Genomic DNA, 12,814 nt, shown 5'->3' with positions numbered 1-12,814 from the left:
GGGGGCGCCTCGCACCTCAGCCACCGTGGTGGCCCCGCCGGTCGAGCCTGTCGAGACCACCGCAGGGTAGGCACCTGCTGGCCTGCCGCTGGTCGAGCCTGTCGAGACCACCGCAGCGATGCACCTGCTGGCCGGTCGGTGGCTGAGGTGCGAGGCCGTTCACGGCCGAGCCTCGAAGCCTCCGCAGCGTAGGCACCCGCGTAGGTCCCAGCACCGGCTCACCTGGCTTCGAGGCTCGGCGCCGGGGGCGCCTCGCACCTCAGCCACCGTGGTGGCCCCGCCGGTCGAGCCTGTCGAGACCACCGCAGGGTAGGCACCTGCTGGCCCGCCGCTGGTCGAGCCTGTCGAGACCACCGCAGCGATGCACCTGGTCGTCCACGGTGGCTGAGGTGTGAGGCCGTTCACGGCCGAGCCTCGAAGCCTCCGCAGCGAAGGCATCCGCGTAGGTCCCAGCACCGGCTCACCCGCCTCGAGGCTCGGCGCTGGCGCGCCTCGCACCTCAGCCACCGTGCTCAGCCAGCTCACCAAGCTTGGAGGCTCGGCGTCGGGGGCGCCTCGCACCTCAGCCACCGTGGCTGGCTTCGTCGGCAAGCCGAGCGGCAAACCTAGACTCATGGACGATGACCGCCCCCGAGTGGCGAGCCGCCCGCGCCGGTGGCTGAGTCCCAGCCCCGGGTCACCAGGCTTCGAGGCTCGGCGCCGGGGCGCCTCGCACCTCAGCCACCGTGCTCAGCCACCGCGGGTCGAGCCCGTCGAGACCACCGCAGCGATGCACCGGGTCGTCCACGGTGGCTGAGGTGTGAGGCCGTTCACGGCCGAGCCTCGAAGCCTCCGCAGCGACGGCACCCCGAGTGGGTCCCAGCCCCGAGTCACCCGGCATCGAGGCTCGGCGCCGGGGCGCCTCGCACCTCAGCCACCGTGACGGCTCGGCGCCGGGGCGCCTCGCAGCTCAGCCACCGTGGTGGCCCGCCGCTGGTCGAGCTTGTCGAGACCTCCGCAGCGAAGGCACCTGCTGGCCCTCCGCTGGTCGAGCCTGTCGAGACCTCCGCAGCGAAGGCACCCGGGGTGGGTCCCAGCCCCGGGTCACCTGGCTTCGAGGCTCGGCGCTGGGGCGCCTCGCACCTCAGCCACCGTGGTCGTCGCTGCGCGGGTCAGGCCGCTCCGACCCAGGGCGGCCGTCGTGCGCTGAGCTTCCGACCGTAGGTGGACGACCCGGAGCCCGGGGTCCGGCAGCATCGACCCATGCAGCAGACCGACGCCAGCGAGCGGACCACCATCGACCTGCCGGCGGGGCGGGTCCACTACCGGGTGAGCGGGCCGGAGCGCGGCCGGCCGGTGGTGTTCGTGCACGGGTTCCTGGTCGACGACACGCTGTGGTCAGACGTACCTGAGCGGCTCGGCGCGGCCGGCTTCCGCGCGTACGCGCCGACCTGGCCGCTCGCGTCGCACACCGAGGCGATGAAGGAGGGCGCCGACCTGTCGCCGAGGGGCGTCGCGCGCGTCGTGGCGTCCTTCCTCGAAGCCCTCGACCTCGATGACGTGGTCATCGTCGGCAACGACACCGGGGGAGGAATCGCGCAGCTGCTGCTCGACGAGGACCCCAACCGGGTCGGCGGGCTGGTGCTGACCAACTGCGACGCGTTCGAGGACTTCCCGCCCGCGCCGTTCGACACCCTGTTCCGGGTGGCTCGGCACCCGTGGCTGGCCCTCCTGCTGCTCCAGACGATGCGCTCCACGACGCTGCGGCACAGCTCCCTCGCCTTCGGCCCGATGGTGCGGCGCCGGATCGAGCCGGGGGAGAGCAGGCCGTGGGTCAGGCCCTACCTCACCGACGCGGCCGTACGCCGCGACGTCGCCTCGTTCACCAGGGCGTGGCGTCCGGGGCTTCTGACCGGCTCGGCGTCGTGGCTCGGCACCTTCCACAAGCCCGTGCTGCTCTGCTGGGCGCCGGAGGACCCGACCTTCGAGTACGCACTGGCGAAGCGGCTGCTCGCGACGTTCCCGGACGCGACGCTGGTGGAGTTCCGCGACGCGAGCACGTTCGTGCCGATGGACGAGCCCGGGCGGCTGGCGGAGGAGATCGCGGCGTGGGCGGGCCGCGCGTAGCCAGGCCGGCGAGTTCAGGAAGGAGCAGGGACCGCACTAGGTTTCCGCCCATGTCGATCGAGGCGGTCATCTTCGACTGGGGCGGCACTCTCACCGAGTGGCACGACATCGACTTCCACGCCGAGTCGCTGGCGCTGGCCCAGGCGGTGGTCAACGCCGACCACGACATCGAGGTCTCGAGGGAGCGGCTGCACCACGCCGGCACCGCGGTCTGGAGCCGCTCCCGCGACCACCAGCAGAGCTCGACCGTCGCGGACCTGTTCGACGAGGCCGGGCTCGAGCACGACCCTGACCTGCTGACGGCGTACTGGGAGTTCTGGGAGCCGCACACCTACACCGACCCGGCGGTCCGGCCGCTGTGGTCGCAGCTGCGCGAGGCGGGCATCAGGGTCGGCGTGCTCTCCAACACCATCTGGCCGCGGGAGTGGCACGAGCGGATCTTCGAGCGCGACGGCGTGCTCGACCTCCTCGACGGCGCGATCTACACCAGCGAGATCGCGTGGACCAAGCCGTCGCCGCTCGCGTTCGCCGCGGCGCTGGACGCGATCGGGGTGAGCGACCCGGCCCGGTGCGTCTACGTCGGCGATCGGCTCTTCGACGACGTCTGGGGTGCGCACAACGCCGGGCTGAAGGCGGTCCACCTGCCGCACAGCAACATCCCGCCCGAGCAGGTCGGACACACCGAGGGAGAGCCCGATGCGGTCATCCAGCGCCTCTCCGAGCTGGCCCAGCTGGTCAAGAAGTGGGTTTGACCTGCGTAGACGCACGAACACGCAGTTTTGGACGCGGCTCCACGCCGATTGCCCCGGACGCACAACAATTGCAAGAACTTGCAATGCGAACTTGTGCAGAACCGACTCCCTCGCCTTCTGCGCCGGGGCGGCGCATAGTCGTGCCCGGACGAACCAGGGTGGGAGGCCCAAATCCAGGGTCTCGCGTCCGCCTCAGCGGTCCGCGTACTCGTCGGCTCCGGGGAATATCTCGGGAGTTCCCCGGAACGACAGTTCGCGGGCCGCTGCGTCGTTGAGGAGCCCGATCGCCTCGAGCCGGCGTGGCCCGGAGGTGGCACCCACGAGCGCGGCGTACGTCGATGCGCACGCCTTCTCCAGGGCCAGCGCGGCCTGGTAGCGGCCATCGGGCGTGTCGAGTCCGGCGGGTGCGGTGTAGGCGACCGCAGCGGGGCTGGGGGTCGCACCCAGGCCCGCGATCTCGCCGATGAGGGCGTCCCGGGTGTCGCGGTGGGCCTCGTAGGCCCCCCGGACGGCGGTGTAGAGCGGGGCCTCGGCGGACTCCGACGTGCGGGAGCCGATGAGGCCGAGGACGTAGACCGCCGCGTGCTCCGCGGCGAGGGTGGCCTGGAGCGCGTCGAGCTCGGTGGTCATGGCGCCGCCGGGGGGAGCGTCGACAGGAACTGCGTCACCGAGGCCGACATCGAGGCCAGCAGCTTGGCCAGGGCACCGCTCTCGGCCCGGGTCGCGGCGTCGACGAGGGCGGCGTGCAGCTGCTTCTCGGAGCGGTGCACCGCCTGCAGCGCGGCGCTCCGGTCCGCCAGCACCGGGGCGGTCCAGCCCTCGAGCTCGCCCTCGAGGACCTCGACGTGCCGCCGGTGCGCCCTGGCCAGGGGCGCCAGGGGCCTGCGCAACGGTTTGAGGCTGCGGGCCGTCACCACGACGCCGTACGCCGCGACCAGCTGCTCGATCGTCGTGTCGACCAGCGCCTCGTCCGGCGTCCGGACCGGCGCGCTGGGGGACGACGCGGAGGTCGACGCGGAGGCCGACGGGCTACGGCTGGGGGGCGTCGCACCGATGTCGTCGCCGTGGTCGCAGCCGGTGGCGAGGACCGTGGCCGCCAGCGTGAGCACCGCGGTGCGGCGGCGTACGAGCGGGCGGTCGGGCACGGCGCGACCCTAGCCGGGTCTCATCGCACCACCGGGCCGCTATGGTGACTGAGCCACTTCTTCTCATGGCCAGGCACCACCCCACAACAGCACACAGGAGGTCGCTTCCGTGGCCAGGCAGCACGACGCCGTCCGGGACCAGATCGAGCAGCAGCTCGCGGCCCCTCTGAGTGCGCTCGGGCTCGATGTCGAGGCGGTGGAGCTGAGCCCGGCAGGCAAGCGACGGATCCTGCGGATCGCCGTGGACGGCGACGAGGGCGTGACGCTCGACGACGTCGCCGACGCGACCAAGAAGGTCTCGGAGGTGCTCGACGCCAGCGACGTGATGGGCGAGCAGCCCTACACGCTCGAGGTGACCTCGCGCGGCGTGGACCGCCCGCTGACGCTGCCCCGGCACTGGCGTCGCAACCTCGGCCGGCTGGTCAAGGTGACCACCACCGACGGGCAGACCGTGACGGGGCGGATCGCCGGCTCGACCGACGACGCCGTCACGCTCGACCTTGACGGCTCCCAGCGCCACCTCCCCTACGCCGACGTGGCGAAGGCGCTGGTCCAGGTCGAGTTCAACCGCAAGACCCAGCCAGACGACGGGGAGGACTGACCGTGGACATCGACCTCAGCATCCTGCGCAGCCTCGAGCGTGAGAAGGAGATCTCCTTCGACGTCCTCGTGGAGGCGATCGAGCAGGCGCTCCTCACGGCGTACCAGAAGACCCCCGGTGCCGCCGAGCACGCACGCGTCGTCCTCGACCGCAAGAGCGGCCACGTCACGGTGATGGCCGCCGAGGTCGATGACGAGGGCAACCAGATCGGGGAGTACGACGACACGCCCGAGGGGTTCGGGCGGATCGCGGCGACGACGGCGAAGCAGATCATGCTGCAGCGGCTCCGTGACGCCGAGGACGACATCCGGTACGGCGAGTTCTCCGGCAAGGAGGGCGACATCATCTCCGGGGTCATCCAGCAGGGCCGCAACCCCGACGACGTCATGGTCGACCTCGGGAAGCTCGAGGCGCTGCTCCCGGTGGCCGAGCGGGTGCCGGGGGAGCGCTACGAGCACGGCACCCGGATCAAGTGCCTGGTGTTCTCGGTGCGCAAGGGGATGCGCGGGCCGCAGATCACCCTGTCCCGGTCGCACCCCAACCTGGTCAAGAAGCTGTTCGCGCTGGAGGTCCCGGAGATCGCCGACGGCATTGTCGAGATCGCCGCGATCGCCCGCGAGGCCGGCCACCGGACCAAGATCGCGGTCCGCTCGACGACGCCCGGCGTCAACGCCAAGGGGGCCTGCATCGGTCCGATGGGCCAGCGGGTCCGCAACGTGATGTCCGAGCTGCACGGCGAGAAGATCGACATCGTCGACTGGTCCGACGACCCCGCGGAGCTGGTCGCCAACGCGCTGTCGCCTGCCCGGGTCAACGCGGTCGAGATCGTCGACCTCGAGGCCCGTTCGGCCCGGGTCATCGTCCCGGACTTCCAGCTGTCGCTGGCCATCGGCAAGGAGGGCCAGAACGCCCGGCTGGCCGCCCGGCTGACCGGCTGGCGGATCGACATCAGGTCGGATGAGGCGGCCGAGCAGTGAGGCGAGTCGAAACACACCGCAGCCCGGGCTGGTAGCCGCGTTGTACCTCGCCGGCGACGGTCCCACCGGCGTGCTCGTACTGGCCGGCTCCAGCGGCCGGGTCGAGTCCGCGCGGTGCGACGTGCTCGCCGGGCTCGGCGCGACGGCCGCGTCGTACCGCTGGTTCGGCGAGGCGGTCGACCTGGTGCCCCTGGAGTCGTTCGAGGACGCGCTGTCGGTGTTGCACGAGCGGTGCGATCGGCTGGTGGTGATGGGCACCTCCCGGGGCGCCGAGGCCGCGCTCCTGCTCGGGGCGATGCACGAGGAGATCGACGCGGTGGTCGCGATCTCGGCGCCGCACGTGGTGTGGGCCGCACTGTCGACCGACCGTCCGCAGCGCTCGTCGTGGACGCGTGGGGGCGAGCCGTTGTCGTTCGTCCCCTACGACGACGGCTGGGAGCCTGACACCTCGCCGCCGGAGTACGTCGGCATGTACGAGCAGAGCCTGGAGACCTACGCCGACCGGGTGCCCGCCGCCCGGCTCCCCGTCGAGCGGATCTCCGGTGACGTACTCCTCGTGGCCGGCGGTGACGACCGGCTCTGGCCGTCCTGCGACATGGCCGAGGAGATCGTGGCGCGGCGCTCGGCCGCCGGACTGCCAACGGTGCTCGTCACCCATCCCGCCGCCGGCCACCGGGTGGTGCTGCCCGGCGAGCAGCCCGCGCCTCGGTCGCACCTGGTCCACGGCGGTACGCCGGAGGCCGACGCCGAGCTCGGTCGGCTGGTCTGGCCGCACCTGGTGGGGATCGTCGGCGGCTGAGGTTCCTGTCCCTCGAGTCACTCTGGCACCACTCCTGTGCCGAGTCCGTTGCTTGTGTGCCGAGATCTCGGTACAGAAGCTCAGCGGTCACCGGATATCCGGTGACTGTGACGGCGCCGTGGGGTATCGCGCGCCCATCAGATCGCGCAGCCAAGGCAGCGCTGACCGGTCGACCGCAGCCTGGCCCAGCGCGGTTGATCACCCACCGCCACTCGGCATGTCGGTAGCCCGCGACGCCGAGCTCGGTCAGCTGGTCTGGCCGTACCTGACCGCAACCATCAGCGGCTGGGGTGGCAGGCACTCAAGTCACTCGCGTCACTCTGGCACCACTCCTGTGCCGAGTCCGTTGCTTCTGTGCCGAGATCTCGGTACAGAAGCTCAGCGGTCACCGGATATCCGGTGACCCCTACACCTCGGGAGCGACCACGGCCGGTTGCAGACACACCGCCGGCAGATCGAACCACCGCAGGTGCTCGAAGTCGGCACTGACCAGGTCGCCGACCGCGTCGTCATCCGTCACGTCGGGCAGAGACTCGAAGAGCTCCACCGCCTCGGCCAGGTAGCCCTCGAGTGCGGACTCGGGGGCGGAGTCGTGCTGGCGCGGGTAGGTGAGCACGCCGTCGGCGTCGTAAGAGAGGTGGGTGAGCCGCAGCGGCGGCTCGACCGGGCCTCGACGGTGCTGCCACAGCCCGGTGGCCGGGTCGAAGAGGTAGTGCGGCGCCAGCTTGTGCCCGTGGTCGGCGACGAGGGTGACCGCTCGGACGACGTACTCGAAGACCGCCTCGCTCAGGAAGTAGTTGAAGTTGATCCGCACCCAGCCCGGCTTGATGCCCTCGCAACCGCCGGCGATCTCTCGCTCGAACTCGTGCGAGCGCTCGAGGTCGATGCCGAGCAGCCGGTGGCCGTAGGGGCCGGCGCAGGAGCAGCCGCCGCGGCTCTGGATGCCGAACAGGTCGTTGAGGATCGAGACCACGAGGTTGTGGTGGAGGTAGCGGCCACCGGGGCGGCGGACCACGAAGGAGACGATCGAGAGCCGCTCGGCGTCCAGGTTGCCGAGCACCTCGATGGCCGGGTGCTCGTGCCAGGCGGTGACCGCGCGGCGCAGGAAGTCCTCCTCGTGCGCCCGGATGGTCGGTACGCCGACCGCGTCCTTGAGCCCGAAGACCAGCCCCGCCCGGATCGACTCCACGATGGCCGGCGTCCCGCCCTCCTCGCGGTGCGCGGGATCGACGATGTAGCGGTGCTCCTGGGGGTTGACGTAGGAGACCGTGCCGCCGCCGACCACGTCGGGGACCGAGTTGGTGAGCAGCCGGCGGCTGACGACCAGGACGCCGGGGGTGCCCGGCCCGCCGATGAACTTGTGCGGCGAGAGGAAGATCGCGTCCTTGCGGGCCGCGGTGTCGGAGGGGTCGTGCGGGTTCATCTCGATGTCGACGTACGGCGCACACGCGGCGAAGTCCCAGAGCGCCAGCGCCCCGTGCTCGTGGAGCAGCCGGGTGATGCGGTGGGTGTCGGTCACGATGCCGGTGACGTTGGAGGCCGCGCTGAACGAGCCGATCCTGAGCTGGCGGTCGGCGTACCGCTCGAGCTCGCTGCGCAGCTGGTCGACGTCGATGTGGCCGTCGGCGTCCTCGTGGATCGTCACGACGTCGGCGATCGACTCCCGCCAGGGCAGCTCGTTGCTGTGATGCTCGTAGGGGCCGATGAAGACCACCGGACGCTGCTCGCGGGGGATCAGGGCCGACAGGTGGTAGCGGTGGTCGAGGTCGGCGGGGATCCGGATGCCGAGGATGCCGACCAGCTTGTCGAGCGCACCGGTCATGCCGCTGCCGCAGAAGATGACCACGGTGTCGTCGTCGCCGTTCACCGAGCGGTGGATCTGCGCGCGGGCGTCCTCCCGGAGCCGGGTGGTCTGCAGCCCGGTGCCGCTGCTCTCGGTGTGGGTGTTGGCGTAGCGGGGGAGCACCTCGTCGCGGATGAAGTCCTCGATGAAGGTGAGCGCCCGGCCGCTTGCGGTGTAGTCGGCGTAGGTCACCCGCCGCGGTCCGAACGGCCCGTGCATCAGCTGCTCGTCGCCGATCACCGACTCGCGGATCCGGCGCAGGATAGGCGGGTCGGTCAGGGCCGGGTCCCGCGGCGGGATGGCACACCAGTCACGCGACTCGGTCGGCTGGGCCCCCATGCGCGGAATCTAGTCCGCTGCACCCCACTTGGTGCAGACCCAGGCGTCAGCGTCGGCGAGCACCTCGACGGTGTCGCAGTTGTCGAGCTGCTGCCGCTGAGCCTGCATCCGGGCCACGTTCGGTACGCCGACCCCGATCGCGCCTCCGTGTGACACCACCAGCACGGTCTCGCCGGGGTGCAGGTCGGCGGCCTCCTGGAGCACCGCCCCGAACCGGTCGACGACCTCCCGCGCGGTCTCCCCGCCGGGCAGCCGGACGTCGAGCTCGCCCTCGAGCCACCGCGCGTAGGTCTCGAGGAACGGGTCGAGGTCGCGGGTGGTGCCGGCCAGGTCGCCGGAGGAGAACTCCCGCAGCCCCTTCCGGGTGGTCACACCCACCCCGAGGGCCGCGGCGGCGATCTCGGCGGTCTGTACGGCCCGGGCCAGGGTGCTGGTCCACACGTGCGCGACCCGCCGGGTGCGCAGCGACGCGGCCAGCTCAGCGGCCTGCCGGCGGCCCCGCAGGGTCAGCGAGCCACCCTCGTCGTCCCACTCCGACGTCTCGTACTCGGCCTCGGCATGGCGCGCGATCACGAAGGTCGTCGCGCACTGGAGGGCGGTCACGCTGAGAGCGTACGTCGGGCGCGCGGAGCGCCCGGCTTCGGGAACATGGGCCCTGAGCGGTAGTGTTGACCCTCGGTGGTGAGCGAACCGGTCCGGACTTGCATCGGATGTCGAGCGCGAGCCGCCAAGCGAGAGCTGGTGCGGGTGACCGTCGGCTCGGACACGGACGGCCACCCGGTCGTCCTACCCGATCCGCTGGGCACCGCACCCGGTCGCGGGGCGCACCTGCACCCCACGACCGCGTGCTACGAGCTCGCCGTGCGCAAGAAGGCGTTCGGCCGGGCCCTCCGAGTCCAAAGTGGGAGGGGTCCGGGCCGGCTGGAGAGCGCGGCGGTGGGGGAGTGGATCGAAGCCCGCGCAGCACAGGACAGAGCAGACACAGACCGAGAAGAAGGCTGGAGCAGCAGCTCATGAGCACTCGATGAGTAACTCCCGATGAGTTTGCACAACCGCTAACGCCTCTCGAGCACAACCCGGACCGGGTCGAGGGGCCAGAAGGAGAAACGTGGCCAAGACCCGAGTTCACGAACTCGCCAAGAAGTACAACCTCGAGAGCAAGCTGGTCCTCGAGAAGCTTCAGGCGATGGGCGAGTACGTCAAGTCGCCCTCATCCACCATCGAGCTGCCCGTCGAGAAGCGGTTCGAGAAGGAGTACGCCGACCTGCTGAAGGCGGCGTCCGAGGCCCCTGCGCCCGCGGAGGAGAAGCCCGCGGCGAAGAAGGCCCCCGCCAAGAAGGCCGCCGCCAAGAAGGCAGCCGCGCCGGCCGAGACCGTCGAGGTCGAGCAGCCGGCCGCCCCCGAGGTGCCCGCTCCGGCCGAGCCCGAGGCCCCGGCTGTCGCCGAGACCCCCGAGACCCGCGAGACGCCCGAGCCGCCGGCCGAGCCCGAGGCTCCGGCCGCGGCCGCCTCGACCGAGGCGACCCCCAAGGCACCGGCCCCGCGGCCGGTCGGCCGCCCCGGCGCGCCGCGCCCGGGCAACAACCCGTTCGCGTCGAGCCAGGGCATGGGCCGCCGCCCGGCGCCTCGTCCTGGCACCGAGGGTGGCGTCGAGGGCGCCGACGGGCAGCGCGCGCCGCGCCCGCCGATGCCCGGTGGACGGCCCGGCATGCCGCGCCCCAACCCGGCGATGATGCCCAAGTCCCCGGCCGCCTTCGGCCGTGGCCCCGGCGGTGCCGGAGGTCCGGGACGGGCCGGTGCTCCCGGCCGCCCGGGTGCCCCCGGCCGCGGTGGCGCTCCCGGCCGCGGTGGCGTGGGTGCCGGTGCGCCCGGGCGCGGCGGCTTCGGCCCCGGTGGCGGTGGCCGTCCCGGTGGCGGTGGCCGTCCCGGTCAGCGCGGCTCCACGCAGGGCGCGTTCGGCCGGCCCGGTGGGCCATCGCGGCGCGGCCGCAAGTCGAAGCGGGCCCGTCGCCAGGAGTTCGAGGCCATGGAGGCCCCGACGATCGGCGGCGTGCGCGTCCGCAAGGGCAACGGCGAGACCGTCCGGCTGCCCCGAGGCGCCTCGCTCACCGACTTCGCCGAGCGGATCGGGGTCGAGCCGGCCCAGCTCGTCCAGATGCTGTTCAGCCTCGGTGAGATGGTGACGGCGACCGAGTCGGTCAACGACGCGACGCTCGAGCTGCTCGGTGAGGAGCTCAACTACGTCGTCCAGGTCGTCTCGCCCGAGGACGAGGACCGCGAGCTGCTCGAGTCCTTCGACCTCGAGTTCGGCGAGGACGAGGGCGACGAGTCCGACCTCGCCGTACGCCCGCCGGTCGTCACCGTCATGGGCCACGTCGACCACGGCAAGACCAAGCTCCTCGACGCGATCCGCGACGCGAACGTCGTCGACAAGGAGGCCGGTGGCATCACCCAGCACATCGGCGCCTACCAGGTCACGGCCGAGGTCGACGACCAGGAGCGACGGATCACCTTCATCGACACCCCGGGTCACGAGGCGTTCACCGCCATGCGTGCCCGCGGCTCGCAGTCCTCGGACATCGCGGTCCTCGTGGTCGCGGCCGACGACGGCGTGATGCCGCAGACGGTCGAGGCGCTCAACCACGCCAAGGCCGCCGGGGTGCCGATCGTGGTCGCTGTCAACAAGATCGACAAGCCCGACGCCGACGCCACCAAGGTCCGGGGCCAGCTCACCGAATACGGCCTGGTCCCCGAGGAGTACGGCGGCGACGCGATGTTCGTCGACGTCTCGGCCAAGGCCGGCACCAACCTCGACAAGCTGCTCGAGGCGATCGTGCTGACCGCTGACGCGTCGCTCGACCTGCGCGCCAACCCCAACCAGGACGCCCAGGGCATCGTGATCGAGGCCCACCTCGACCGCGGTCGTGGCCCGGTGGCCACGGTCCTGGTCCAGCGCGGCACGCTGCGCGTCGGCGACTCGATCGTCGCCGGCGCCGGCCACGGCCGCGTGCGGGCGATGCTCGACGAGCACGGCGACAACATCGAGGAAGCCGACCCGGGGCGCCCCGCCCAGGTGCTCGGCCTGACCGCGGTGCCGGGTGCCGGCCAGACGTTCATCGTCGTGGACGACGACCGGATGGCCCGCCAGATCGCCGAGAAGCGCGAGTCGCGTGAGCGGGCGGCCATGCAGGCCAAGCGTCGCGTGCGCCGTACCCTCGAGGACTTCATGGCCTCCATGGAGAAGGGCGAGAGCCAGGAGCTCAACCTCATCCTCAAGGGCGACGTGTCCGGCTCGGTCGAGGCGCTCGAGGACTCGCTCGCCAAGATCGACGTCGGCGACGAGGTGTCGCTGCGGGTCATCGACCGCGGTGTCGGTGCGATCACCGAGACCAACGTGATGCTCGCGGCCGCGTCCGACGCGATCATCATCGGCTTCAACGTCCGCCCGCAGGGCAAGGCGACCGAGATGGCCGACAAGGAGGGCGTGGAGATCCGGTACTACTCGGTGATCTACCAGGCCATCGAGGAGATCGAGGCGGCCCTCAAGGGGATGCTCAAGCCGGAGTTCGAGGAGGTTCGCCTCGGCACCGCCGAGATCCGGGAGATCTTCCGCTCCAGCCGCATCGGCAACATCGCCGGCTGCATGGTCACCGACGGTGTCATCCGGCGCAACGCCAAGGTCCGGCTGCTCCGCGACAACGCCGTCGTCGCGGACAACCTCGACCTCGCGTCGCTGCGGAGGGAGAAGGACGACGTCACCGAGGTCCGCGAGGGCTTCGAGTGCGGTCTGGTCCTGCGGAACTTCCAGGACATCAAGATCGGCGACGTCGTGGAGGCCTTCGAGATGCGGGAGATCCCGCGGGGATGAGCAGCCCTCGAGTTCGCAAGATCGCGGACCGCATCCAGGTGACGGTGGCGGAGATGCTCGAGCGGCGGGTCAAGGACCCGCGGCTGGGGTTCGTGACCGTCACCGACGTGCGGGTGTCCGGCGACACCCAGCAGGCCACGGTGTGCTACACCGTGCTGGGCGCCGACTCGGACCTCGACGGCACGGCGGCGGCGCTGGCCTCGGCCAAGGGGCTGATCCGCTCCGAGGTCGGCAAGCAGCTCGGGATGCGGCACGTGCCGACGCTGACGTTCGTCCACGACGCGCTGCCCGAGAGCGCCCGGCACCTCGACGAGGTGCTGGCCAAGGCGCGGCAGTCCGACGAGGCGGTGGCGGCGGCCAGGGCCAACGCGTCGTACGCCGGCG

At 71.7% G+C, this 12,814-nt stretch carries 12 protein-coding genes; 8 read left to right on the top strand and 4 right to left on the bottom strand.

What is annotated here, in order from left to right:
* The first annotated feature begins 1,242 nt into the window (after nucleotides 1-1,242).
* Nucleotides 1,243-2,106 carry an alpha/beta hydrolase gene (locus VFV89_RS13270; protein WP_329706424.1) on the top strand — a complete coding sequence of 288 codons (864 nt, stop codon included), beginning with the start codon at nucleotides 1,243-1,245 and terminating at the stop codon, nucleotides 2,104-2,106.
* A gap of 50 nt (nucleotides 2,107-2,156) precedes the next feature.
* Complete coding sequence (locus VFV89_RS13265; protein ID WP_329706423.1) at nucleotides 2,157-2,858, top strand: HAD family hydrolase; 702 nt, start codon at nucleotides 2,157-2,159, stop codon at nucleotides 2,856-2,858.
* Nucleotides 2,859-3,050: 192 nt separating this feature from the next.
* On the opposite strand, the gene VFV89_RS13260 is transcribed toward VFV89_RS13265, so the two are convergent.
* On the bottom strand, nucleotides 3,051-3,488 hold the full coding sequence (locus VFV89_RS13260; RefSeq protein ID WP_329706422.1) for a ferritin-like domain-containing protein: 438 nt from the start codon (nucleotides 3,486-3,488) through the stop codon (nucleotides 3,051-3,053).
* Complete coding sequence (locus VFV89_RS13255; protein WP_329706421.1) at nucleotides 3,485-4,003, bottom strand: hypothetical protein; 519 nt, start codon at nucleotides 4,001-4,003, stop codon at nucleotides 3,485-3,487. Before VFV89_RS13255 ends, VFV89_RS13260 begins: the two co-directional genes overlap by 4 nt.
* 109 nt (nucleotides 4,004-4,112) lie before the next feature.
* On the opposite strand from VFV89_RS13255, the gene rimP reads away from it, so the two are divergent.
* The 3 genes from rimP to VFV89_RS13240 all read left to right on the top strand — a co-directional run bounded on the left by rimP (nucleotide 4,113) and on the right by VFV89_RS13240 (nucleotide 6,380).
* Nucleotides 4,113-4,604, top strand: a complete 492-nt coding sequence (gene rimP / locus VFV89_RS13250) for a ribosome maturation factor RimP (RefSeq protein ID WP_329706420.1) — start codon at nucleotides 4,113-4,115, stop codon at nucleotides 4,602-4,604.
* A gap of 2 nt (nucleotides 4,605-4,606) precedes the next feature.
* Nucleotides 4,607-5,581 (top strand): transcription termination factor NusA, encoded by a 975-nt coding sequence (gene nusA, locus VFV89_RS13245; RefSeq protein ID WP_329706419.1) that lies wholly within the window; start codon nucleotides 4,607-4,609, stop codon nucleotides 5,579-5,581.
* Between the two features lie 70 nt (nucleotides 5,582-5,651).
* Entirely contained in the window at nucleotides 5,652-6,380 is a 729-nt protein-coding gene (locus VFV89_RS13240; protein WP_329706418.1) for an acyl-CoA thioester hydrolase/BAAT C-terminal domain-containing protein, read from the top strand.
* Between the two features lie 406 nt (nucleotides 6,381-6,786).
* On the opposite strand, the gene VFV89_RS13235 is transcribed toward VFV89_RS13240, so the two are convergent.
* On the bottom strand, nucleotides 6,787-8,562 hold the full coding sequence (locus VFV89_RS13235; protein WP_329706417.1) for an aminotransferase class V-fold PLP-dependent enzyme: 1,776 nt from the start codon (nucleotides 8,560-8,562) through the stop codon (nucleotides 6,787-6,789).
* Between the two features lie 9 nt (nucleotides 8,563-8,571).
* A complete protein-coding gene (locus tag VFV89_RS13230) occupies nucleotides 8,572-9,165 on the bottom strand; it encodes a histidine phosphatase family protein (protein ID WP_329706416.1) in 594 nt (197 codons plus the stop codon).
* A gap of 75 nt (nucleotides 9,166-9,240) precedes the next feature.
* Here VFV89_RS13230 and VFV89_RS13225 point away from each other — a divergent pair, with 75 nt between their 5' ends.
* The 3 genes from VFV89_RS13225 to rbfA form a co-directional block, all read left to right on the top strand.
* Nucleotides 9,241-9,579: a YlxR family protein gene (locus VFV89_RS13225; protein WP_329706415.1), complete on the top strand. Its 339-nt coding sequence runs from the start codon at nucleotides 9,241-9,243 to the stop codon at nucleotides 9,577-9,579.
* Between the two features lie 91 nt (nucleotides 9,580-9,670).
* Nucleotides 9,671-12,430, top strand: a complete 2,760-nt coding sequence (infB, locus tag VFV89_RS13220) for a translation initiation factor IF-2 (RefSeq protein WP_329706414.1) — start codon at nucleotides 9,671-9,673, stop codon at nucleotides 12,428-12,430.
* Nucleotides 12,427-12,814 (top strand): 30S ribosome-binding factor RbfA (gene rbfA / locus VFV89_RS13215; RefSeq protein WP_329706413.1); only part of this gene is annotated, 388 nt, incomplete at its 3' end. The genes infB and rbfA, both read left to right, overlap by 4 nt.

It is taken from the genome of Nocardioides sp. (assembly GCF_036274455.1).
In the GTDB taxonomy this organism is placed as follows: domain Bacteria; phylum Actinomycetota; class Actinomycetes; order Propionibacteriales; family Nocardioidaceae; genus Nocardioides.
Note: the sequence above shows the minus strand (reverse complement) of the source record. Positions and strands in the feature narration are given on the sequence as shown.

Excerpts from the sequence above, each read along its gene's own strand:
- VFV89_RS13270 (WP_329706424.1), top strand. The coding sequence starts at position 1,243 with ATGCAGCAGACCGACGCCAGCGAGCGGACCACCATCGACCTGCCGGCG.
- VFV89_RS13265 (WP_329706423.1), top strand. The coding sequence starts at position 2,157 with ATGTCGATCGAGGCGGTCATCTTCGACTGGGGCGGCACTCTCACCGAG.
- VFV89_RS13260 (WP_329706422.1), bottom strand. The coding sequence starts at position 3,488 with ATGACCACCGAGCTCGACGCGCTCCAGGCCACCCTCGCCGCGGAGCAC.
- VFV89_RS13235 (WP_329706417.1), bottom strand. The coding sequence starts at position 8,562 with ATGGGGGCCCAGCCGACCGAGTCGCGTGACTGGTGTGCCATCCCGCCG.